This window comes from Methylotenera sp., assembly GCF_036401095.1.
Lineage (GTDB): Bacteria > Pseudomonadota > Gammaproteobacteria > Burkholderiales > Methylophilaceae > Methylotenera.
In genome coordinates this window covers 65,504-88,538 of the sequence record NZ_DASWWA010000015.1, presented here as the reverse complement: position 1 = coordinate 88,538, position 23,035 = coordinate 65,504, and the positions used below count along the sequence as shown (strand labels likewise).

The 23,035-nt window shown below is 46.6% G+C and carries 19 protein-coding genes; 13 read left to right on the top strand and 6 right to left on the bottom strand.

The window, feature by feature from the left end; all coding sequences use genetic code 11:
- Positions 1–17 precede the first annotated feature (17 nt).
- Positions 18–1,619 (bottom strand): amino-acid N-acetyltransferase, encoded by a 1,602-nt coding sequence (gene argA, locus VGD82_RS09000; protein ID WP_331020080.1) that lies wholly within the window; start codon positions 1,617–1,619, stop codon positions 18–20.
- Positions 1,620–1,737: 118 nt separating this feature from the next.
- Positions 1,738–2,250, bottom strand: coding sequence for a class I SAM-dependent methyltransferase (locus tag VGD82_RS08995; protein ID WP_331020079.1), 513 nt, complete (start codon positions 2,248–2,250; stop codon positions 1,738–1,740).
- Between the two features lie 150 nt (positions 2,251–2,400).
- On the opposite strand from VGD82_RS08995, the gene VGD82_RS08990 reads away from it, so the two are divergent.
- The gene (locus VGD82_RS08990) at positions 2,401–2,781 is read left to right on the top strand and encodes a surface-adhesin E family protein (protein WP_331020078.1); all 381 of its coding nucleotides are present in this window, start codon (positions 2,401–2,403) and stop codon (positions 2,779–2,781) included.
- Between the two features lie 27 nt (positions 2,782–2,808).
- On the opposite strand, the gene VGD82_RS08985 is transcribed toward VGD82_RS08990, so the two are convergent.
- A complete protein-coding gene (locus tag VGD82_RS08985) occupies positions 2,809–3,543 on the bottom strand; it encodes a 16S rRNA (uracil(1498)-N(3))-methyltransferase (protein ID WP_331020077.1) in 735 nt (244 codons plus the stop codon).
- Positions 3,544–3,645: 102 nt separating this feature from the next.
- Here VGD82_RS08985 and VGD82_RS08980 point away from each other — a divergent pair, with 102 nt between their 5' ends.
- From VGD82_RS08980 to ppa, 10 genes are all read left to right on the top strand, one after another.
- Positions 3,646–4,212, top strand: coding sequence for a thioredoxin family protein (locus VGD82_RS08980; protein WP_331020076.1), 567 nt, complete (start codon positions 3,646–3,648; stop codon positions 4,210–4,212).
- A gap of 9 nt (positions 4,213–4,221) precedes the next feature.
- Positions 4,222–6,048 (top strand): AMP-dependent synthetase/ligase, encoded by a 1,827-nt coding sequence (locus VGD82_RS08975; RefSeq protein WP_331020075.1) that lies wholly within the window; start codon positions 4,222–4,224, stop codon positions 6,046–6,048.
- Between the two features lie 111 nt (positions 6,049–6,159).
- Complete coding sequence (locus VGD82_RS08970) at positions 6,160–7,233, top strand: Gfo/Idh/MocA family oxidoreductase (protein ID WP_331020074.1); 1,074 nt, start codon at positions 6,160–6,162, stop codon at positions 7,231–7,233.
- 223 nt (positions 7,234–7,456) lie between these two features.
- The gene (gene tkt / locus VGD82_RS08965) at positions 7,457–9,442 is read left to right on the top strand and encodes a transketolase (RefSeq protein WP_135278612.1); all 1,986 of its coding nucleotides are present in this window, start codon (positions 7,457–7,459) and stop codon (positions 9,440–9,442) included.
- Positions 9,443–9,640: 198 nt separating this feature from the next.
- Positions 9,641–10,660: a type I glyceraldehyde-3-phosphate dehydrogenase gene (gene gap, locus VGD82_RS08960; RefSeq protein ID WP_331020073.1), complete on the top strand. Its 1,020-nt coding sequence runs from the start codon at positions 9,641–9,643 to the stop codon at positions 10,658–10,660.
- Positions 10,661–10,671: 11 nt separating this feature from the next.
- Positions 10,672–11,853 (top strand): phosphoglycerate kinase, encoded by a 1,182-nt coding sequence (locus tag VGD82_RS08955; RefSeq protein ID WP_331020072.1) that lies wholly within the window; start codon positions 10,672–10,674, stop codon positions 11,851–11,853.
- Between the two features lie 104 nt (positions 11,854–11,957).
- Positions 11,958–13,394: a pyruvate kinase gene (gene pyk / locus VGD82_RS08950; protein ID WP_331020071.1), complete on the top strand. Its 1,437-nt coding sequence runs from the start codon at positions 11,958–11,960 to the stop codon at positions 13,392–13,394.
- Between the two features lie 191 nt (positions 13,395–13,585).
- A complete protein-coding gene (locus VGD82_RS08945) occupies positions 13,586–14,488 on the top strand; it encodes a phosphoribosylaminoimidazolesuccinocarboxamide synthase (protein WP_331020070.1) in 903 nt (300 codons plus the stop codon).
- A gap of 25 nt (positions 14,489–14,513) precedes the next feature.
- Positions 14,514–14,810, top strand: a complete 297-nt coding sequence (locus VGD82_RS08940; RefSeq protein WP_331020069.1) for a YkvA family protein — start codon at positions 14,514–14,516, stop codon at positions 14,808–14,810.
- 104 nt (positions 14,811–14,914) lie between these two features.
- Positions 14,915–15,463 carry an inorganic diphosphatase gene (gene ppa / locus VGD82_RS08935; RefSeq protein ID WP_019897322.1) on the top strand — a complete coding sequence of 183 codons (549 nt, stop codon included), beginning with the start codon at positions 14,915–14,917 and terminating at the stop codon, positions 15,461–15,463.
- Positions 15,464–15,551: 88 nt separating this feature from the next.
- Here ppa and VGD82_RS08930 read toward each other — a convergent pair whose 3' ends face one another.
- From VGD82_RS08930 to VGD82_RS08920, 3 genes are all read right to left on the bottom strand, one after another.
- Complete coding sequence (locus VGD82_RS08930; protein ID WP_331020068.1) at positions 15,552–16,244, bottom strand: VIT family protein; 693 nt, start codon at positions 16,242–16,244, stop codon at positions 15,552–15,554.
- Between the two features lie 162 nt (positions 16,245–16,406).
- Positions 16,407–18,434, bottom strand: a complete 2,028-nt coding sequence (locus VGD82_RS08925; protein ID WP_331020067.1) for a sodium-translocating pyrophosphatase — start codon at positions 18,432–18,434, stop codon at positions 16,407–16,409.
- A gap of 226 nt (positions 18,435–18,660) precedes the next feature.
- Positions 18,661–19,080 (bottom strand): DciA family protein, encoded by a 420-nt coding sequence (locus VGD82_RS08920; protein ID WP_331020066.1) that lies wholly within the window; start codon positions 19,078–19,080, stop codon positions 18,661–18,663.
- Positions 19,081–19,133: 53 nt separating this feature from the next.
- Here VGD82_RS08920 and VGD82_RS08915 point away from each other — a divergent pair, with 53 nt between their 5' ends.
- Entirely contained in the window at positions 19,134–20,102 is a 969-nt protein-coding gene (locus VGD82_RS08915; RefSeq protein ID WP_331020065.1) for a M23 family metallopeptidase, read from the top strand.
- Positions 20,103–20,245: 143 nt separating this feature from the next.
- On the top strand, positions 20,246–22,975 hold the full coding sequence (gene secA, locus VGD82_RS08910; protein WP_331020064.1) for a preprotein translocase subunit SecA: 2,730 nt from the start codon (positions 20,246–20,248) through the stop codon (positions 22,973–22,975).
- The last annotated feature ends 60 nt before the right edge of the window (positions 22,976–23,035 follow it).

The following is a 23,035-nucleotide window of genomic DNA, read 5'->3' as shown; positions in this document are numbered from 1 at the left end:
TTGTAACTAAATTTTGTTTACAATGTTTTGCTAAACACCTTAGATTTACGTTGGTAATTGTAAAGTTTTTGTTTCTCCGCCGGCAGCTTTTCAACCCCTTGTTCAGTGAAACCGCGCTCCAGAAACCAATGCTCGGTACGTGTAGTCAGGCAGAATAAACTTTTAAGGCCGCGCTGTTTGGCAACGTTCGCGCAGTAATAGAATAATTTATCACCGCGCCCGCCACCACGGTATGCGGGGTCTATGGCTAGGCATGCAAATTCGGCGGTCTGTTCTGATTCAAACGGGTAGAGCGCAGCGCAGCCGATAATACGGTTGTCGTGCTCCATCACGTGAAAGTGATTGATCTCCATTTCCAGCCGTTCGCGGCCGCGCCTGACCAAAATACCATCGTTTTCCAGCGGCTCTATCAGCTTTAAAATGCCGCCCACATCGTCAATATTGGCTTGGCGCATGCTTTCTAGGCTTAGCTCGGTCACCATGGTGCCAATGCCATCCAGCGTGAATAGCTCTTGAATAATGGCACCATCGATATGCCGGCTGATTAAGTGTGTTCTGGCGACGCCATGCTCACAGGCGCGCACTGCTGCAGGTAGGTAATAGGTCACGTCTTCCGAAATGTTGATGGCTTGCTCGGTTTCTCTTACGTTTCTTAGCAGATTTTTGGCTTTTTCTGCTGTCATTTCACGCAGGAGTTCACCGCGCAAGTTGTGTACACCTTCTGAATCCATTAAGAAGATGAGTTTGTCTGCGTCTAGCGCCACTGCGGTGCTCACTGCAACGTCTTCCAAACTGAGGTTAAATGCTTCACCTGTTGGCGAGTAGCCTAGCGGTGATAGCAATACCATCTCGTTGTCATCTAAGCGTTTTTGGATGCCAATTGCATCTACTTTACGTACCTCGCCTGTGTGCTGCAAGTCCACGCCGTCATGTACGCCTAGTGGTTTGGCAGTGACAAAGTTGCCGCTTGCCACGCGGATATCTGCGCCTGCCATTGGCGAATTGGCAATGCCCATGGAGAGTAGTGCCTCAATTTCTACGCGGATAGCGCCATTAGCTTCTTTTACTGCCTCCATTGCGTCATCGTCGGTAACCCGTAACCCGTTGTGGAAGAGCGGGGAGATGTTGTCACGCTTTAAACGCTGCTCAATTTGTGGACGAGAGCCGTGCACTAATACCAAGCGTACCTCCAAGCTGGCGAGCAGGTTTAAATCGTGCGATAACGCAATAAACTGCTGCTCACTCACAACCTCGCCACCAAACGCAATCACAAAGGTGCGTCCGCCAAAGGCATGGATGTAAGGTGTGGCGGAGCGGAACCATTGCACAAAGTCTTTAGCATTGGTGCTGCTAGCAGGATTGGCTTGGTTTTTGTTGTAAGTGGGCACTTGCTCACGCACTTGGGTAGGCTGCTGTTCTGCATCACTTTCCGCATAAAGATTGGCTGGCGTAGTATCTAACGCGGACGCAATTTTGCGTAGCAATGATTCTGAAACACCCAGTTCGCCACGTTCAATACGCGACAAATTACCTGCGTCTGCATCAATTTTGGATGCGAGTTGTTGCAGCGTTAAGTGGAGTGATTTACGTTTACTGCGTATGCATAGACCAAGCGACATGATTAAACCTTAGTTTGTATCTTAGAGTTAATTTGTATTATTTACATTAATGTAAATTAAAAATGTAAAAAATACAAATTAAACATGTGGCTGATGCGTGGTTTGGCATGCACTAGGGCTAAATGTTCTTTTGTGCGCAAATTCGTTGCAGCATCGCAGGCTTAGGTTCTTGTACTTCACCTTGTTCAAAACTAAGCACGTTGAGTAGCGGTGTGTAAGTGTTTAGCAGTTCATCTGGCATTAACAGGAAGTCAGGGTTGCTAGGTTTGCCGTAGCGCTCGTTGCCGCGCATAAAGGTTTCATAAATCAGTACACCGCCGGGCTTGAGTATGGCTGCCAGTGTGGTCAGTAGCGGGCGGTGCAGATAGCGGCTGACGATAATGCCGTCATAAGTGTGCTCAAAACTTGGCGGCTCGTCTGTTTCAAGATCTATCAGCTGGGTGCTTATGCCATCAATGCCTTGAATGCTAGCAATTGCAATCGGGTCGCGATCTAGTGCGTGCACCTGATAGCCTTGCTGCGCCAGCCATTTGGCATGGCGCCCGCTGCCGCACGCTAAGTCTAATACATGTCCTTGGCTTTTGATCAGCGGGGCAAATTTTACAATCCAAGATGAAGGTGGTTCTTGCATATTGAGCCTAGGGTTAATAATGCTGCGACATTGATATTTTATAGAAGTGAAGCACGCATGCGATACCCGATACATTATTTTTAGTTTGCATCAGGATTTAATCCTATAGAATCCAGCAATTGCAATCCATATAAGGCACCAAGGTAAAGTATGCATAAATTTTTGATGGTAGTTTTAGTTATGTGGTCAGGCCAAGCACTGGCTGATTGGACCATGGTGCAAACTAACGATAATGGCAATATGTATATTGATTTTGATACAGTGCAGAAGTCTGCAGGCTTGGTGACCGTATCAACCTTGAATGACTATTATGTGCAGCAGGCCAAGGGTGAAATGTCGTCGCAATGGCTGGAGCTCCATGATTGTAAAAATAAGAAATTTAAGGCGCTTTCAATTCAATACTATGCTGACAATATGGCAAAAGGCGAAGTGTTGGCGACTTATCGCCTGCCGGCAGCAGAGACTGGCTGGTCAGATGTGGTGGCGTATAGCATAGGCGAAGTAAAAGCCAACGTGATATGTAGCCGCTAACTGTTTCAATATCCTGAATCTTGTTGGCTAAAAATCCCCCCACGCCAACTGCATGGCGGCAATCGCAGTTAAGGCGGCGGTTTCTGTACGTAAAATACGTGGGCCCAATACAATAGACTGAAAACCATGGGTAGTAGCCAAGTCAATCTCTTCTTGGCTAAGCCCGCCCTCTGCGCCAATCAGCAATTGAATCTCAGTACTGGGCTTAGTGATTTCTGTCAGCCGTACTGCACCGATTGGATTAAGTAAAATACGCGTGCTATTAGCGCTAGGGTTCTTGCTCAGCCATTGTTCAAGTGATGTGGGCGCGAGTACACTAGGTACGTAGGCACGGCCAGATTGCTCACATGCCGAAATGGCAATATTCTGCCAGTGTTCGGTGCGTTTCTCTGCACGTTCGGCAGATAGCTTTACCACACTGCGCTTACTGCTAATCGGCTGGATATTTTTCACGCCAAGTTCCACTGCTTTTTGAATAGTGAAATCCATTCTGTCGCCGCTGGAAATCGCTTGTACCAAAGTGATGTTGAGCGGTGATTCGTTATGCACTGCGGTGGCGCTGTTTACAACTGCGGTTACGCTATTTTTTTTAATATCGGTGAGTGTGCAATTGTAATTAAAGCCATCGCCGTTAAACAAAATCACATCATCACCAACGTTAAGACGGAGCGCACGAGTGGCATGCGCGGCCGCACTTTCTGAGAGTTGAACCGATGCACCAAGTGCTAAAGGTGAAGGGGTGTAAAAGCGCAAATTGGCCATAAAACGGGCGACTCCAAAAGTAAAGCAAACAGTAAAACAAAAGTGATAATATAAACATTAACGTTGTCAGAGTAATAAGTATAACGAAATAAGGAGAATAAAATGGTTAGCTTAAATCCCCCAGTCTGTAATTTTGGTCAGCCAGCGGTAGATTTCGATTTGTTAGGGGTGGATGGCAAGCGATACACGTTAGCAAATAGTGCAGGTAAAAACGGCTTGCTAGTGATGTTTATCTGTAACCACTGCCCTTATGTGAAAGCCATTAAAACGCGCTTGGTGGATGATTGCCGAGAGCTTTTGCAGTACGGCATCAACACGATTGCGATTCAGAGTAATGACACTGTGAATTACCCTGAAGATTCTTTCGAGCGCATGATGGAAGAGGCTAAATTATTCCATTTCCCTTTCCCTTATGTGCTGGATGAGACGCAGGAAGTGGCTAAAGCCTACGGCGCGGTCTGTACCCCGGATTTCTTTGGTTTTAATGCAGATCTAGAGTTGCAGTATCGTGGGCGGTTTGATGCAGCCGGACGCCGTCAGTCGGATGAAAATCACCCGAGAGACCTGTTTAACGCGATGAAGATGATTGCTGAAACCGGAGAGGGCCCTAAAGAACAAGTAGCAAGTATCGGTTGCAGCATTAAGTGGTTCCCGCAGGAGTCCATTTAAAAGCTAGCGATGAATCCGTGTGTTGTGGATTACATTTCACCTGAGGCAGTACTCACGCTAGATGGTTTGTTTCATGAGCGTGTCAGGCGCTCGCCGCATCATGTTGCGTATCGCTATTTTGATGAGGGGGCGGGCGATTGGTGTGAGATAACTTGGTTATCCGCCATGCAGCAGGCGGTTAGCTGGCAGCAGGCGTTATTGGATGAAAACTTGGCAATTGGCGACCGTGTTGCCATTATGCTTAAAAATTGTCCGAGTTGGGTGATGTTTGACCAAGCCGCATTAGGGTTGGGTTTGGTTACGGTTCCGCTTTATGTTTCCGACCGGGCGGAAAATATCGCGCATGTGCTGCAAGACTCTGGCGCTAAATTATTGCTGGTAAGTAGCGTTAGTGATTGGCTGGCGGTTCATACACTGGGTGTTGATTTCAAAAACTTGCAGCGCGTGGTCGTCTGCAAGCCTGTGTCCGCCGATGCTGACGATCAGCGCATACGTAGTCTGGACGCATGGCTGCCGGCTACTGGTGCGCAGAATGAGTTTCAGCGCCGTGTATCGGACGCCAATGCGCTGGCAACCATCATTTATACATCAGGCACAACCGGTAAGCCTAAGGGTGTGATGCTCACGCACCGTAACCTCATGCACAATGCTTGGGACTCGTTACACTACTTCGCTGTTTACCCGCATGATGTGTTTCTCTCGTTCTTGCCGTTGTCGCATGCGCTGGAGCGGATGGCAGGATATTGTCTGCCGATGATGTCTGGCGCCAGTGTGGCGTTTGCACGCTCTGTGCAGCAATTGCAGGATGATTTGCTTAAAGTGCAACCTACTATCATTGTGACCGTGCCGCGCATCTTTGAGCGGATTCAAGTTGGGTTACGCAATAAGTTAGAAGCGGGCCCTACTTACGCGATGCGCTTATTTACGCTGGCGGTGCGTGTAGGCTATAGCCGTTTTGAATATGCGCAGGGTCGAGCTAATTGGCAGTGGCGGCATTTGTTATGGCCGATTTTAAAGCGCTTGGTTGCCAGTAAATTACAGGCACGTTTAGGTGGGCGCTTACGTTTGGCTGTTGCAGGCGGTGCTGCATTGTCTGCAGATAATGCGCGCACTTTTATTGGCTTGGGTGTACCCATCGTTCAGGGTTATGGGCTCACTGAAACTAGCCCGGTGATTAGCGTAAATAGGGCTGAAAGTAATGTGCCAAGCAGTGTAGGGCATGCTTTACCAAGTGTGCATGTGCGCTTAGATGCGTCTGGTGGTTTGGAGGTGCGTGGCCCTAACGTGATGCAAGGGTATTGGAACAATCCGGATGCAAATAACGCTATATTTACCGCCGATGGCTGGCTAAAAACCGGAGACGTGGCAAACATTGACCCGACTGGACGCATAACCATTACTGGGCGCATTAAAGAAATTATAGTGTTGTCCAATGGCGAAAAAGTGCCTCCTACCGATATTGAAGCTGCAATAATGGCAGATCCCTTGTTTGAGCAGGTAATGCTGGTAGGTGAGGGTCAGCCATATTTAAGTTTACTGGCGGTAGTGAATCAGGATAAATGGCTGGAATTTGCGCAAAAGCATCATTTACCTAGTGCTTGGCCGGAAGTGCTGGGGGAGCGTGACGCAATTGCTTTAGCTCTTGCGCGTGTGGCAACGCAGATGAAACCATTTCCTGGCTATGCCAAAGTTAGAAAAGTTGCTTTGCTACCTACACCGTGGACTATAGAGAATGGTCTGCTCACACCTACTTTGAAGGTTAAGCGGCACCTTGTTTTGCAGCAGTATGCTACGCAGTATGAAAAGCTCTACGAAGGCTTTAATTTTAATCTGTAAGCTTTGTCTGGCCTGGCGGTGATGTGTAAATTGCGATATGTATTATAGTGCGCATAGCTGCAAGCTACAGCGCAAATTTCAAGTTGATTTAATAAGAGTAAAGGATAAATTGTGACGCAGGCCGTGATTGAGCAGAAAAAATTACGTTGGGGTATATTAGGGGCTGCGCGCGTTAACGAGCGCTTACTACCAGCGATTACCGAAGCACCTAATGCCCAGCTGGTGGCGATTGCCAGCCGCCGTGCGGGTGCAGCTAAGGCTACTTTGCAAAAGTACGCGCCTTGCCATGCGAGCGAAGTGCAATGTTATGACGAGATGGATGCGCTGATTAACGATACCAATGTAGAGGCGGTTTACTGCCCTATGGCCAATAATGAGCATGCCGACTGGGCGCTCAAGGCAATCAATGCCGGTAAGCATGTGCTGATTGAAAAACCGATGGCACTGACCGTGGCTGATATTGAGCGCATTGAGCAAGCTGCGCTTAAGAATAATGTGAAAGTGATGGAAGGCTTTATGTATCGCTTCCATCCGCAGCATGCGCGTATCCAGGAAATTGTGGCGTCTGGCCTGATTGGTGACGTGCTTTCTGCACGTGCCAGCTACTCATTCCTAATGCGCCCGGCGCGTATGTATCGTATTGCCAGCGCTGTCGCACAAGGCGGCGGCGCGATGTGGGACATTGGCCCTTATGCCATCCACTCTTTGCGCTGGGTGATGGGCTTGCAGGTTGGTAGCAATAAGGTGCAGCCGTTAGAGCCGGTATCCGTAATGGCGCATGCTAAATTAAACGACGTAGGTGCGGATATTGTGACCAGTGGCGTGCTGGATTTTGGCCGCGATGCAGAAGGTCGTGCGTTATTTGGTCATTTTGATGTGAGTTTTGAGCGCTCTCGTAAATCTGAGTATGAAATCATCGGCACTAAGGGTTGGGTAAAGTGCCATGCTGCGTGGGTGTTTCAGAATGATGTGCCAGTCATTTCATGGGCAACTGAAGATGGCAAATATACCGAAGAGCGCTTTGCGCCAAGCAATCACTTTAATTTAGAAATAGAGCATTTCAGCGATTGCGTACTCAACAATCAGCCTACACACCTCACTTTTTCTGATGCAAAAGCAAATTGCAAAGCAATTGAGGCAGTGCTTGAATCTGTAGCTAGCCAACACTTGGTAAAAATGGATTAAATTCAGCGGCATTTAGCCAATATTTTGAGAGTGGGGTCTCCTTGAAGGTCCCACTTTTCTTACGTTCTACTTGCCGAAAAAAGCTATCTAAGCAATAATTTAGCTTTCACGGAAAAGCAGTGGATTTTGCTGTCTTTTTGAGAACTTCAATTAAGGTTTATGAGGTTTCGCGCAAAACGCTATCTTTATAAGTCCTCAAGTATTAATCATTAGGGAGAAAACAATGGCAACACGTAAAGACCTAGCTAATGCAATTCGTGCGTTATCTATGGATGCAGTGCAAAAAGCTAACTCAGGCCACCCAGGTGCGCCTATGGGTATGGCTGAAATCGCAGAAGTATTGTGGAATCACCACTTGCGTCACAATCCAACAAATCCAAACTGGGCTGATCGTGACCGCTTTGTGCTCTCTAACGGCCACGGTTCAATGTTGATCTACTCATTGTTGCATCTAACAGGTTACGACTTGCCTATGGATGAAATCAAAACATTCCGCCAATTGCACTCAAAATGTGCTGGTCACCCAGAGTACAGCTACGCACCAGGCATTGAAACAACGACAGGTCCATTAGGTCAAGGTATCACCAACGCAGTTGGTTTTGCAATGGCAGAAAAACTATTGGCTGACCAATTCAACAAACCAGGTCACGACATCGTTGACCACTACACATACTGCTTCTTAGGTGACGGCTGTATGATGGAAGGTGTATCTCACGAAGCTTGTGCTTTGGCTGGTACATGGGGCTTAGGCAAATTGGTTGCTTTCTGGGATGACAACGGTATTTCTATCGATGGTCACATTGAAGGCTGGTACACAGACGACACAGCTAAACGCTTTGAAGCTTACGGCTGGCACGTTCAATCAGTAGATGGTCACGATTCTGCAGCTATCGACGCAGCTGTTAAAGCGGCTAAGGCAGTAACAGACAAACCATCATTGATCTGCTGTAAAACTATCATCGGCATGGGTTCACCAAACAAATCTGGTTCACATGACTGCCACGGCTCTGCATTAGGTTTAGAAGAAGTTGCTGCTACTCGCGCTAACATCGGCTGGCCACATGAGCCATTTGTTATTCCTGCTGACGTTTACGCTGGTTGGGATCAAAAAGCTAAAGGCGCTTCAACTGAAGCTGCTTGGAACGAAAAATTTGCTGCATACGCTGCTGCATTCCCAGCTGAAGCTGCAGAGTTCAAACGCCGTATGGCAGGCGACTTGCCAGCTAACTGGAAACAAGCAACTGATGCATTCATCGCTGCTACAAACGAAAAAGCTGAAGGCGTTGCAACACGTAAAGCTTCACAAAATGCAATTACTGCACTAGCTCCATTATTGCCAGAGTTCTTGGGCGGTTCTGCTGACTTGACAGGTTCTAACCTGACTGCAGCTGCTAGCTTCAAACACGTATCTGGTAAAGAGCCAGGTAACTACATCTCTTACGGTGTACGTGAATTCGGTATGTACGCAATCATGAACGGTATGGCATTGCACGGTGGTTTGATTCCATTCGGCGGTACATTCCACATGTTCTCTGACTACGCGAAGAGCGCATTACGTATGGCTGCATTGATGAAACAACGTACTATCGCTGTTTTATCACATGACTCTATCGGCCAAGGTGAAGATGGTCCTACTCACCAACCAATCGAAAATACATCAGGTTTACGTTACATTCCTAACATGGATGTATGGCGTCCTGCTGACTCAGTAGAAACTGCAATCGCTTGGGTTGCTGCTGTAGAACGTAAAAATGGTCCATCAAGCTTGGTGTTAAGCCGTCAAAACGTGCCTGGCATTAAACATGATGCTAAAGACTTTGACCTAATCCGTAAGGGTGGTTATGTGTTCTCAGACGTTGCTGGTAAAGCTGACGTGATCATCATCGCTAACGGTTCAGAGTTAGACTTGGCTATTAAAGCTGCTGCTGAATTGAACGCTGCTGGTACTAAAGTACGTGTGGTTTCAATGCCATCAACTAACGTGTTCGATCGTCAAGATCAAGCATACAAAGACAGCGTATTAACAGCTGGTGTTAAACGTGTTGCAGTAGAAGCTGCTCACCCAGACTTCTGGCGTAAATATGTTGGTTTAGAAGGTGCTGTAGTTGGTATCGCTACATTCGGCGAATCAGCACCTGGTGGTGTATTGATGAAGCACTTCGGCTTCACAGTTGAAAACGTAGTTGCAACTGTTAAATCGGTGCTTTAATACACTACTACTGACCAAGCCCATTTGTAATATCAGTTTGGTCAGTTAGTTTTTAAAAGGCACCTCAAGTTTGGGGTGCCTTAATTTTTTATAGCGTTGGTGTTTTTGTAGCGGATGTCTAGCTTTAAGTGGTAGATGAATTTAAGCTATGTATGCTTTAACTGGCTTGCAGTTAATTGAAAATATTTAGGAATTATCATGGCAATTCGAGTGGCAATTAATGGTTATGGTCGTATTGGACGCATGGTGTTGCGTGCTTTATATGAGTCTGGTCGCAAGGATATTGAAATTATCGCGATCAACAGTTCAGGCGGTGATGCGGAAGAGAATGCCCATCTGACGCGTTATGACAGTGCGCATGGCAGATTTCCATTTGATGTCGGTGTTGATGGCGATGCCATGATTATCAACAGCCATAAAATCAAAACATTTTCAACGCGTAACCCAGCTGAGCTGCCATGGCGTGATTTAGGCATTGATGTGGTGCTCGAATGTACTGGTGCCTTCAATAGTAAAGCCAAATCGCAAGCACATATCGATGCAGGCGCGAAAAAAGTATTGTTATCAGCCCCTGGTGAAAAAGATATCGACGCAACTGTAGTTTATGGTGTTAACCATCAAGTTATCAAAGCCAGCCATACCGTGATCTCTAACGCTTCTTGCACGACTAACGGTTTAGCGCCAATGGTACAGCCATTGCACGAGAAAATCGGTATCGTGAATGGTTTGATGAATACCATCCACTCTTTCACTAATGACCAAGTGCTGACTGACGCACACCACAAAGACATGCGTCGTGCGCGTTCTGCAACCGCTTCGCTGATTCCAACCAAAACCGGCGCGGCTGCGGCTGTGGGCTTAGTGTTGCCAGAGTTGAATGGCAAGTTAGATGGTTTTGCGATTCGCGTACCAACTATTAACGTGTCGATTGTAGACTTAACCTTTACGCCATCACGTCCTACGACCAAAGAAGAAGTTAACCACATCATGCACGAAGCGGCTAACACCGGAGCGCTGAAAGGTATCTTGTCTTACAACGAGGCACCATTGGTATCTATTGATTACAACCACACTAGTTTCTCATCCAACTTTGATGCGACTTTAACTAAAGTGACTAAAGATGGCATGCTGGTTAAAGTATGTGCATGGTATGACAATGAGTGGGGCTTTAGCTGCCGTATGTTAGATAACGTAGTTGCTATGATGGCGGCTGAATAAGGAGATTTGTCATGAACGTGATCAAAATGACAGATCTGGACTTAAACGGCAAACGCGTACTGATCCGTGCCGACCTTAACGTACCAGTAGCTGATGGTAAAGTAACATCTGACGCGCGTATTACTGCTTCAATGGCAACAATCGAGTTTGCCATGAAGGCAGGTGCCAAAGTGATGGTGACATCACATTTGGGTCGCCCTGAAGAAGGCGTTTACTCAGCAGAGAACTCACTGCAACCGGTAGTTGATGTGATTTCAACTAAACTGGCAAAGCCTGTGCGCCTAATTAAAGATTGGGTGGACGGCGGCTTTGATGTGGCTGCTGGTGAGTTGGTGGTATTGGAAAACTGTCGCTTTAACAAAGGCGAGAAGAAAAGCAATGACGAATTGTCACAAAAATATGCGAAGCTATGCGATATTTTTGTGATGGATGCTTTTGGTACTGCGCATCGCGCAGAAGCCAGCACACATGGTGTTGCAAAGTTTGCACCAGTGGCAGCAGCCGGCATACTATTAGTAAACGAGTTGGAAGCGCTGACTAAGGCGTTATTGAGCCCTGCACGCCCGATGGTGGCGATTGTTGGTGGTAGCAAAGTATCTACTAAACTGACAGTACTTGAGAGCTTGTCTGAAAAAGTGGATCAGCTGGTAGTGGGCGGCGGCATTGCCAATACCTTCTTAAAAGCCTCTGGTTTTGAGGTTGGTAAATCATTGTGTGAAGATGATTTGGCGCCAGTAGCGCGCACCTTAATGGACAAAATGTCCCAAAGAGGCGCAGCAGTGCCAGTAGCAGTAGATGTAGTCTGTGCTAAGAAATTTGATGCAAATGAGCCAGCAGTCAAGAAAGACGTGGCTGATGTGGCAACAGATGATATGATTTTTGATATTGGCGCGAAATCTGCTAATGAATTAGCAGAGATCATTAAAAATGCCGGCACTGTGGTGTGGAATGGCCCTGTGGGTGTGTTTGAGTTTGACCAGTTTGGTGAAGGCACTAAAACTATTGCGCATGCGATTGCAAACACAAAAGCATTTACATTAGCGGGTGGTGGTGACACGATTGCTGCTATTCAAAAGTACGGTATTGAAGATAAAGTAGACTACATTTCAACTGCGGGTGGCGCTTTCTTGGAGTTTTTAGAAGGTAAAAAATTACCAGCAGTGGAGATTTTGGAATTACGTGCTAAAAGTTAACTAGCTCTAACCTTTAGTGCTAAAAAAAGTAAGACTTAAAAATGGGGCTAGTAGCCCCATTTTTATTTTGCGAGCGTTATTTTTTGAGAAATTAAGGTAACAGTTTGACACTGCGTAAAACAAAGATTGTAGCGACATTAGGTCCATCATCAAGTAGCGATGAGATGCTGGCACGCATGATCACTGCCGGTGTTAATGTTGTACGTTTAAACTTTTCACATGGTAATCCGGAAGATCATATTAAGCGTGCTGAAATCGTACGTAATATTGCCCTAAAGCTCGGTCGCCCTGTTGGCGTGTTGTGCGACTTACAGGGTCCAAAAATCCGGATTGGCAGATTTGAGCTGGGCAAAATAACGCTCAAGACTGGTGATATCTTTATCCTGGATGCAGATTGTGAGTTGGGAGACCAATATCACGTTGGATTAGATTACAAAGCACTGCCACAAGAGGTGGTAGAAAATGCGATATTGCTGCTAGATGATGGTCGCATCACGATGCAAATTAATCGTGTCAAAGGCAATCAGATTCATTGCGTAGTGCTGAGTGGCGGCGTGCTATCTAATAATAAAGGGATTAACCTGCAGGGCGGCGGCTTGTCTGCAGATGCATTAACCAAAAAAGACCGAGAAGACATTAAAACTGCGGTAGCGCTTGATGCGGACTACATTGCAATTTCATTCCCTAAGTCTGCACTGGATGTTGAGTTGGCAAGAACCTTAGTGCGCAAGGCCGGTGGTACTGCAAGTATCGTCGCCAAAATTGAGCGTGCAGAGGCAATTAATGATTTAGAGGCAATTATTGACGCTTCAGATGCCATCATGGTGGCGCGGGGCGATTTGGGGGTTGAGGTCGGTGATGCAGCAGTACCTGGCCTGCAAAAACGCATGATACGTATGGCGCGCGCGCAAAATAAACTGGTGATTACCGCGACGCAGATGATGGAGTCGATGATTACCAGCCCCATCCCAACCAGAGCGGAAGTTTCTGATGTCGCCAACGCGGTGCTGGATGGCACTGATGCTGTGATGTTGTCTGCTGAGACCGCGGCAGGGCAGTACCCATTAGAAACGGTAGAGGCGGTGCATCGCGTAGCCCTTGAGGCCGAGAAGGAGTACTTTAGCCAGCAACATGCGCAAAAGCTTGATCAAGTGTTTATTAAGACCGATGAAGCGCTAGCCGCAGCCGCTATTTATACAGCGCAACACCTAAAAGTAAAAGCAATAGCCGCGCTGACGCAATCTGGTAATGCGGCGCAATGGCTGTCACGTGCTGATGCCGAGGTGCCGATTTACGCCTTGTCGCCAGACAAATATGCACGCAGAAAACTCACCTTGCACCGTGGCGTATACCCTTACCCAATTGAGCAGGCTGGCAAAAATCGAGATGAGATTATCATGGAGATGGAGCAGGTGCTGCTAAGGCAGCGTGTGGTAAATCTGGGGGATCTTGTGTTGTTAACCTTCGGTGAACCGATTGGCCACCCAGGCGGCACCAATACGCTAAAAATCATTAGAATTGGCGAAAACCTAAAAGATTAAGACCTAGGTTAATATCTGTTTTAATCGATTGTGGATAGCACCTTGCAATATTTGTGTTTGCTCGCTCCGCAAGCCTAATGTTTATTCCAATATTTTTGTGCTGGATTCTGCATTTTAAATTCATCAGAATTAAACTACGTTTATAATGTCCGCTTAGGTTAATTTACCCATTTATATAGTCATCATCACTCATGAATAATCCACTATTAGAAACCAGCATCCAAAGTTTAAAACGTATCCATCAAGGTAAGGTGCGTGATATTTATGATATCGACGCCAATACGATGTTGCTGGTGAGTACAGATAGATTATCTGCATTTGATGTGATTTTGCCTACCGGTATTGCCAATAAGGGCGCAATGCTGACACAGATGGCTAACTTCTGGTTTGAGCAGCTAAAAGATGTAGTGCCTAACCATTTGACTGGGATAGAGCCAACCAGCGTGGTGACTGACCCGGCAGAAAAAGCACAGTTAGCTAATCGCTCTGTGGTGGTGAAAAAGCTGAAGGCATTGCCGATTGAGGCGATTGTGCGTGGCTACTTGGTTGGTAGCGGCTGGAAAGAGTACAAAGCCAAAGGCACAGTGTGCGATATCCCGCTGCCAGCTGGACTGCAAGAAGCATCTAAGTTACCAGAGCCTTTGTTTACGCCATCTAGCAAAGCAGCGGTAGGCGAGCATGATGAAAATATCAGTTTGGCACAATGTGCAGCGCTGATTGGCGACGAGATGGCTGCGCAAGTGGCAAAAGCTGCTATTGCTTTGTACACACAGGCTGCTGAGTATGCGCTTACCCGCGGCATTATCATTGCCGATACCAAGTTTGAATTTGGATTAGATGAAAACGGTGTATTGCATGTAATGGATGAAGTTTTAACTCCGGACTCTTCACGCTTTTGGCCGGCAGAGAGTTATGCGGTAGGTAAAAACCCACCTAGTTACGATAAACAATATGTACGCGATTGGTTAGAAGCTAGTGGTTGGGATAAAACCCCGCCAGCACCAGCGTTACCAGTCGATGTTGCCAGCAAGACCAGCGAAAAGTACATGGAAGCGTTTGAGCGTTTAACCGGGCAGCCATTGACGCTTAAATAAGCGATTATCCGTAGCCAATTTTGACGTGTTAAAAAAACTTAAATCACTGGCCAAGCAACTCAAGCAAGAGTTAGCGGTTTATCGTTTGGTGTTAAAGCACCCACAAACCCCTTGGCTGGCAAAATGCCTGCTATGGTTGGCTGTGGGTTATTTATTGCTACCGTTTGACTTAATTCCCGACTTTATCCCGATCTTGGGTCAGCTTGATGACTTAGTGATTATTCCTGCTTTATTGTACTTTGCCTTGTTATTAATTCCCCCCTCTGTACTGCAAGCCTGCCGAGAGCAAGTGCAGCAAGCAGTGATAGCAACAGATATTTAAGCACCAATACACTTTGTTACGACTTTTTTCTGTGCGTTTATTGCGAGCTTGCTATAATTGCGCCTACAAAATTCATTAGTAGTATTTATATTTAGGAATAGACCATGTCATTAAACCAAGTGCCAACCGGTAAAGATGTCCCTAACGATTTCAATGTAATCATTGAGATTCCAATGCAGGGTGACCCAGTAAAATATGAAGTAGATAAAGAGAGCGGCGCAATTTTTGTTGATCGCTTCATGGGCACTGCGATGCAATACCCAACTAACTACGGTTACGTGCCACACACCTTGTCTGATGATGGTGACCCTGTTGACGTATTGGTAATGACACCAGTGCCGTTGATTCCTGGCGTGGTAGTGCGTTGCCGTCCACTAGGCGTGCTGTTGATGGAAGATGAAGCAGGCTTGGATGCAAAAGTGTTGGCAGTACCTGTAGACAAAGTTTGTGGCCTATATGGTCACTTGAAAGCACATACCGATGTTTCAGAATGGCGCTTGAACATGATTGCCCACTTCTTTGAGCATTACAAAGATTTAGATAAAGGCAAATGGGTTAAGATCAATGGCTGGGGCGATATCGAAGCAGCTAAAAAGGAAATTTTGCAAAGTGTAGAGAATTACAATAATGCACAAGTTAAACCAGCGTTTTAATTAACCTAGGTTTAAACTAACAAAAAAGGCAGTGTAAGCTGCCTTTTTTGCATTTAGGGTTTAGTTAAATCTTGTTGATATTAAAAAGCTAAGCTGTCACCACGCCAAATAGCTTACCCACACTGGCTGTGGCAGCCATTGCCACTACGCCCCAAAATGCAACGCGCGCTACGCCCACCATAATATTGGCGCCGCCCGCCTGTGCCGCTAGCCCGCCTAGTACCGCCAAGAACACGAGGGATGATGTGCCTACATACAGTGCAGTGCTGGCTGCAGGCGCAAAATAAGTGACTAATAGCGGTAATAAAGCGCCGACCGCAAAGGTTGCGGCAGACGCCAACGCGGCTTGCATCGGGCGTGCATTCATGGCCTCGGTAATGCCAAGCTCGTCTCTGGCGTGTGCGCCCAATGCATCGTGATGGGTCAGTTGCACCGCTACCTGATGCGCCAGCTCCGGGGTTAAACCGCGGCTGATATAAATGCCGGTCAGTTCTTTTAGTTCGCTTTCGTGGTCGCTGGCTAATTCTAAGCGTTCACGTGCCAGGTCTGCTGTTTCGGTGTCTGCTTGTGAGCTGACAGAAACGTACTCACCTGCTGCCATCGACATTGCTCCAGAGACCAAGCAGGCTACACCCGTGATGAGTATGCTGCTGTTTGATGCCCCAGCAGAGGCCACGCCTATGATTAAGCTGGCAGTGGAGATAATGCCATCATTTGCCCCTAGTACTGCAGCACGCAACCATCCAATACGATGTGAGCGGTGAAATTCGGAGTGTCGCATAAGGGCTCTTCACTTAAAGTTAAACGTAGTGTTATTGTATAACGTAAGTTTGGTGATGTTTAGATTGCTGCGGCTATATACATCTTGGTAATAGCGTATCAGCTCTGTGAGCTTTAAGGCTAATGAAAAAGGCGGCCTAAGCCGCCTAGTGTGAGTTGTGGCTTAAAGTAAAGGCACAATCAGTAGTGCCACTATATTGATAATTTTAATCAATGGGTTCACTGCAGGGCCAGCCGTATCTTTGTATGGGTCGCCTACCGTGTCGCCGGTTACCGCAGCTTTATGTGCATCAGAACCCTTGCCACCATGGTTGCCATCTTCAATATACTTCTTGGCGTTATCCCATGCGCCACCGCCGGTACACATGGATATGGCAACAAACAAACCAGTCACGATGGTTCCCATCAGCAACCCACCAAGGGCGACTGGGCCAAGCGTTAAGCCTATAATCACTGGCACAGCCACTGGTAAGAGTGAAGGGATCATCATTTCCTTGATCGCTGCTGTGGTCAGCATATCTACCGCTTTGCCGTACTCTGGTTTTGCCGTGCCCTCCATAATGCCTTTAATGTCGCGGAACTGGCGGCGTACTTCTTCAACCACAGCGCCAGCAGCGCGACCTACGGCCTCCATTGCCATGGCCGCAAACAGGAACGGAATCAAACCGCCAATAAATAAACCAATAATCACCATTGGGTCACTTAAATCAAATTTGACTGCAATGCCTGCGCCTTCCAGTTTGTGCGTGTAATCAGCAAACAGCACTAGCGCTGCTAAACCTGCAGAGCCAATAGCATAGCCTTTAGTCACGGCTTTAGTGGTATTACCGACAGCGTCTAATGGGTCAGTAACATCACGTACGCTACTGGGTAATTCTGCCATTTCTGCAATGCCGCCAGCGTTGTCGGTAATTGGGCCATAGGCATCTAGCGCCACCACGATGCCTGCCATGCTCAGCATTGCTGTAGCCGCAGTTGCAACACCATATAAACCCGCTAAATGGTATGAGGTGTAGATGGCGATACATACAGAAATAACGGGTAAAGCGGTAGATTTCATTGAAATGCCGATACCAGCAATGATGTTGGTTGCGTGGCCGGTGGTAGAGGCTTGTGCTACATGCCTAACCGGAGCGTAATCCGTACCAGTGTAGTATTCAGTAATCCACACCAAAGCGGCAGTTAGCACTAAACCAACGGCACACGCGCCAAATAATTGGTTGGCAGAAATAGCTAGCTCTCCAGCAGTTACGCCATTTGGAAACATTTTAGTGGTAACAAAGTAAAAGGCGATCAGTGATAGTAAGCCTGCTACTGCTAAGCCTTTGTACAGCGCTGGCATCACGTTTTTCATGCCAGGGGAGGCTTTAACGAAGAAACAGCCAATAATGGATGCCACGATAGAAACTGCGCCCAACATTAATGGGTAAATTACGCCGTTAGCGCCTGCGCTGGTAAGTAGCAAGCTGCCCAGCACCATCGTCGCAATCAAGGTTACAGCGTAGGTTTCGAATAAGTCAGCCGCCATGCCTGCACAGTCACCTACATTATCTCCTACGTTATCGGCAATTACCGCCGGGTTGCGTGGGTCATCTTCCGGAATGCCAGCCTCTACTTTACCTACTAAGTCAGCACCAACATCGGCACCTTTGGTAAAAATACCGCCGCCTAAACGTGCAAAAATTGAGATAAGAGATGAGCCAAATGCCAAGCCGATTAAGGGGTTTAAGTTGGTGGTTGCCTCTCCGCCTAAATAAGCATAAAAGCCAGTTACGCCTAATAAACCTAAGCCTACCACCAGCATGCCGGTAATGGCACCGCCATTAAATGCTACATTAAGTGCGGGAGCAATGCCTTTTGTGGCTGCTTGTGCGGTACGTACATTGGCCTTAACGGAGACATTCATGCCGATAAAGCCACATGCCCCTGATAGCACTGCGCCTATCACAAAGCCTATAGCAGTAGCGGCGTTCAGGAATACCCCAATTAAAACGGCTAGGATGATACCAACGATAGTGATGGTTTTGTATTGACGGGCAAGATATGCGGCTGCCCCTTGTTGAATTGCACTGGCAATTTCTTGCATGCGTGCATTGCCAGCTGGTAAACCTGTAATCCACTTACTCATTACTGCGCCGTATAGTACCGCTAACAGCGCGGCGCCTATGGCAATCATTAGTTCGACTGACATGACTTCTCCCTATCTAAATTTTTATTAAAACTGCAAAATAAAACTCGTGTGAAACGAAACTAGGTACTAAATAAAATCAGGTGCTAAACATGTTGCAGATAAAGCTTAAGTTGAGGTTTAACGCTCCTTAAAATTGTAAATAAAATGTAACGTGACTTCATTATTGCACTATTAAGCTAGGTCAACAATAGCAGTGATTGCTAACTGCTGGTTGCATCGTGTTAGGTTACTTGTTTGCGTTCTTAAGGAGTCTGGTGAGTGAGTCACCCAGGGTGGTGCCAGATAGTCTTAGCTCAAGTTTTTGCAACTGACTAACAGCCTCTAAGCTCAGCGATTTTGTGGATTTTGGTGTAGGTAACGGGTTAGATTTTGCTTGCACTTTTATGCGAATTGCAGTAACTTCGTACCCTTGCTTTTCTAGCTTAATCAATAAGCTAGGAATTAAAAGTTTAATTTTTGCAGCCACCGCGTTGTTGTTTGCATATACGGTAATTTGTTTGTTTTTGATGCCGCTGATATGGCTGTAATTTGCCATGCCGTCAGGCGCAATCTCCGCCCAAAGTTTTTGCGAAGCCTGTGCTTCCAAAGTGCGTTGATTGAGCTCGTTTAACTCAGGCTGCGTAAGTAATGTATTAAATCTTTGCATAGTGCTTGATAGTTAAGTGCTTTTATAAGTGGCTGGCAGGGATTAGGGGTAGTATGAATATCATTTTAGTCTCAAACAATATGGCAAAAGCCAAAACGCTGTCTATACTGCAAGTCAGTATGGTTGTGTTTGCACTGGTGATGTTGCCAGTCCTGTTCATGCTTATGTTCATTGTGCCACAGGAGCCTTCTGCACAGAAGGGCGTAAAGTCACTGATTCCACATCATTTGCGTTTTTCTTTCAATAATCCACAAAAACATCTGGATGCTTACGCAGTGCAGTTGGGCGAAATGCAGGCGCGTATGATGCGTCTTGATGCGCAAAGCGAGCGTTTAGCCAATCTAGCTGGCGATAAAAAAAACGTACGCAATAATAAAGTTGAACCCAGTGTTACCCCTAAACCAAATTACTCACCAACCTCTAGCCTTGATTCTACCCTCGCTAACCCTGTCATTAATGGGTCAATCGGCGCTAATCAGGGTGGGCCATTAGTGCAAAGTGCACCGTTGTCCGAGGCTGAGTTGCAAACTAAGATTGCCGATTTAATGGCAAAAATCGAGCTCAAGACCGAATACTTAAGTGATATCGAAGCAAAGCTACTACAGCAAAGCGTTCTAAAAAACACCTTGCCGAATAGTAGCCCGGTGGATGCCGCATTTAATTCTTCTAGCTTTGGCTGGCGTTTAGACCCGTTTAACGGCAGTAAAGCCTTTCATGAAGGTTTGGACTTTACCGCCGCAACTGGTACTGCAATTTACGCTGCCGCTGGCGGTATTGTATCAACGGCAGAGCAGACCCCTGATTATGGTAAAATCGTCAAGATTGACCATGGCTCTGGCTTAGAAACACGTTACGCTCATGCTTCCAAGTTGTTGGTGAGTGTAGGGCAGCGAGTAGCAAAAGGACAAGTTATTGCCGAAGTAGGGAGTACCGGGCGTTCAACCGGACCGCATTTGCATTATGAAATCAGGTTGAATGGTAACCCGTTAGATCCAAGAAAATATCTTAGTGCATCGCGCTAACTCTTGAAATAATAAAAATAAACCCCACTTAATACCTTATGATTTATTACCTGTCAGGCATTTCGAGTTTACAATCTCACACTTAACTTCAATCTTTACTCAATTTAAAGTTGTTTATCCTCTAGCGGAAAGTATTTCATTTCATGATATCTACGTTGTTCAAAAAATTATTCGGTAGCCGTAACGATAGGCTGGTTAAGCAATATGCACAGAAAGTAGAGCAAATTAATGCATTAGAGCCTGCAATGCAGGCGTTGAGTGATGATGGCCTACGCGCGAAAACAGAGGAGTTTAAGCAACGTTTTGCTAATGGCGAATCTTTAGAAAAATTGCTTCCTGAAGCGTTTGCCGTGGTACGTGAAGGCGGTCGTCGTGCCCTAGGTATGCGCCACTTTGATGTGCAGCTTATTGGCGGTATGGTGCTGAACGCGGGCAAAATTTCCGAAATGCGTACTGGTGAAGGTAAAACCTTGGTGGCAACTTTGCCTACCTACTTGAATGCTATTACCGGTAAAGGTGTACATGTCATTACGGTGAATGATTACCTAGCTAAACGCGACGCGGAGTGGATGGGTAAGCTTTATAACTTCTTAGGGTTATCGATAGGCATTAATTTATCGCAAATGCCGAATGAAGCTAAGCGTGCCGCTTATGCAGCAGATATTACTTACGGTACCAATAACGAATTTGGTTTTGACTACCTGCGTGACAACATGGTTTACAGCCGTGAAGAGCGCGTGCAACGTGGTTTGAACTATGCATTGATCGATGAAGTGGATTCGATTCTGATTGACGAAGCACGTACGCCGCTGATTATTTCAGGTCAGGCTGATGATAGTGTTGCCCTCTATACGCAAATCAATGAAGTGGCTGCCAAATTGATTCCACAAAAAGAGGAAGAAGGCGAAGGCGACTTCTGGGTGGATGAAAAAGCACAAAATGTGGTCATGTCTGAACAAGGTCATGAGCATGCTGAGGCGGTATTGGCTGAGGCTGGCTTGTTGGCTGAAGGCTCAAGTCTATACGAGGCATCTAATATTACTTTAGTGCATCATTTATATGCTTCGTTACGTGCGCGCAACCTTTACCACCGCGATCAGCACTATGTGGTGCGTGATGGCGAAATCGTGATTGTGGACGAGTTTACTGGCCGTATGATGGCAGGCCGCCGTTGGTCTGATGGTTTGCATCAGGCAGTTGAGGCTAAAGAAGGCGTTGAGATTCAAAAAGAAAATCAAACGCTGGCGTCTATTACCTTCCAAAATTACTTCCGTATGTACAACAAACTGTCTGGTATGACAGGTACGGCCGATACCGAAGCTTATGAATTTAACCAGATTTATGGCTTAGAAACCGTTGTGATTCCGACACATCGCCCGATGCAGCGTAAAGATGCAATGGATAAAGTGTACAGAACCTCACGTGAGAAATATGAGGCGGTGATTTTAGATATTAAAGATTGCCAAAGCCGTGGACAGCCAGTGCTGGTAGGTACGACTTCGATTGAGAACTCGGAGCTGATTTCTAAATTATTAACTGAAGCCAAGCTTGAGCATCAGGTATTAAATGCTAAGCAGCATGAGCGTGAGGCGCATATTATTGTGCAGGCAGGACGTCCGGGTGTGATTACGATTGCTACCAATATGGCTGGCCGCGGTACCGACATTGTATTGGGTGGTAATCCTGAGCCTGAAATCAGTGCTGTGCATAATGATGAATCATTGACCGAGGCGCAAAAAGAAAGCCGCGTAGCCGAGATTAAAGCGGCCTGGCAGCAGGTACATGATGCTGTGTTGGCAGCCGGTGGTTTACATATCGTGGGTACTGAGCGCCATGAATCACGCCGTGTAGATAATCAACTACGTGGACGTTCAGGCCGTCAAGGTGATGTGGGCTCTAGCCGCTTCTATTTGTCTTTAGAAGACCAATTGTTAAGAATTTTTGCTTCTGATCGCGTTTCAGCGATTATGGGTAAACTGAACATGCCGGATGGCGAGGCGATTGAGCATCCTTGGGTTACCCGTGCGATTGAAAACGCACAACGTAAAGTTGAAGGCCGTAACTTTGATATTCGTAAGCAATTATTAGAGTTTGATGATGTATCGAATGACCAACGTAAAGTAATTTACGAGCAACGCAATGAGTTATTGGAAGCTGCGGATGTTGGTGAAACGATTAAAGCCATGCGTGAAGACGTGATTGTGACGATGGTGGCTACTCATATTCCACCTGATAGCGTGGAAGAGTTGTGGGATGTGCCAGCGTTGGAGCGTGAGCTGAAAGCTGATCTTGGTTTAGAGGTTCCATTGCAAAAAATGCTGGAAGAGAACCCAGACCTGCACGAAGAAACATTGCGTGAACGCATCCTTGCTGCTGCAAATGCGGCGTATCAGGCAAAAGAAGATTTGGCCAGCCCAGATATCTTGCGTCAGTTTGAACGTTCAGTCATGCTGCAAAGCTTAGATAACCACTGGCGTGAGCATTTGGCAGCGTTAGACCATCTGCGTCAAGGCATTCATTTACGCTCTTACGCGCAGAAGAATCCTAAACAGGAATATAAACGCGAAGCGTTTGAGCTGTTTGAAGGCTTGCTGAATATCATCAAAACTGAAGTAACTAAAGTGACCATGCTGGTACAGGTGAAAACTGAGGCGGATGTTGAGGCAGTGGAAAGACCGGTTGAGGTTGAAAATGTACAATACCAGCATGCAGATTATGCAGAGGCGCTGGCGAGTGATGCATCCGATACCGCTGAGGTGAATGTTGCTGCACAGCAGCCAGTGGTGCGTGATGGCGTTAAAGTAGGCCGCAATGATCTATGCCCATGCGGTTCAGGTAAAAAATACAAGCAGTGCCATGGTGTATTAAGCTAAGCGTATTAAGCTAAAACATGGTGTATTAAAAGCAAGCTTATTAAGTTAAGAATAGGGTTA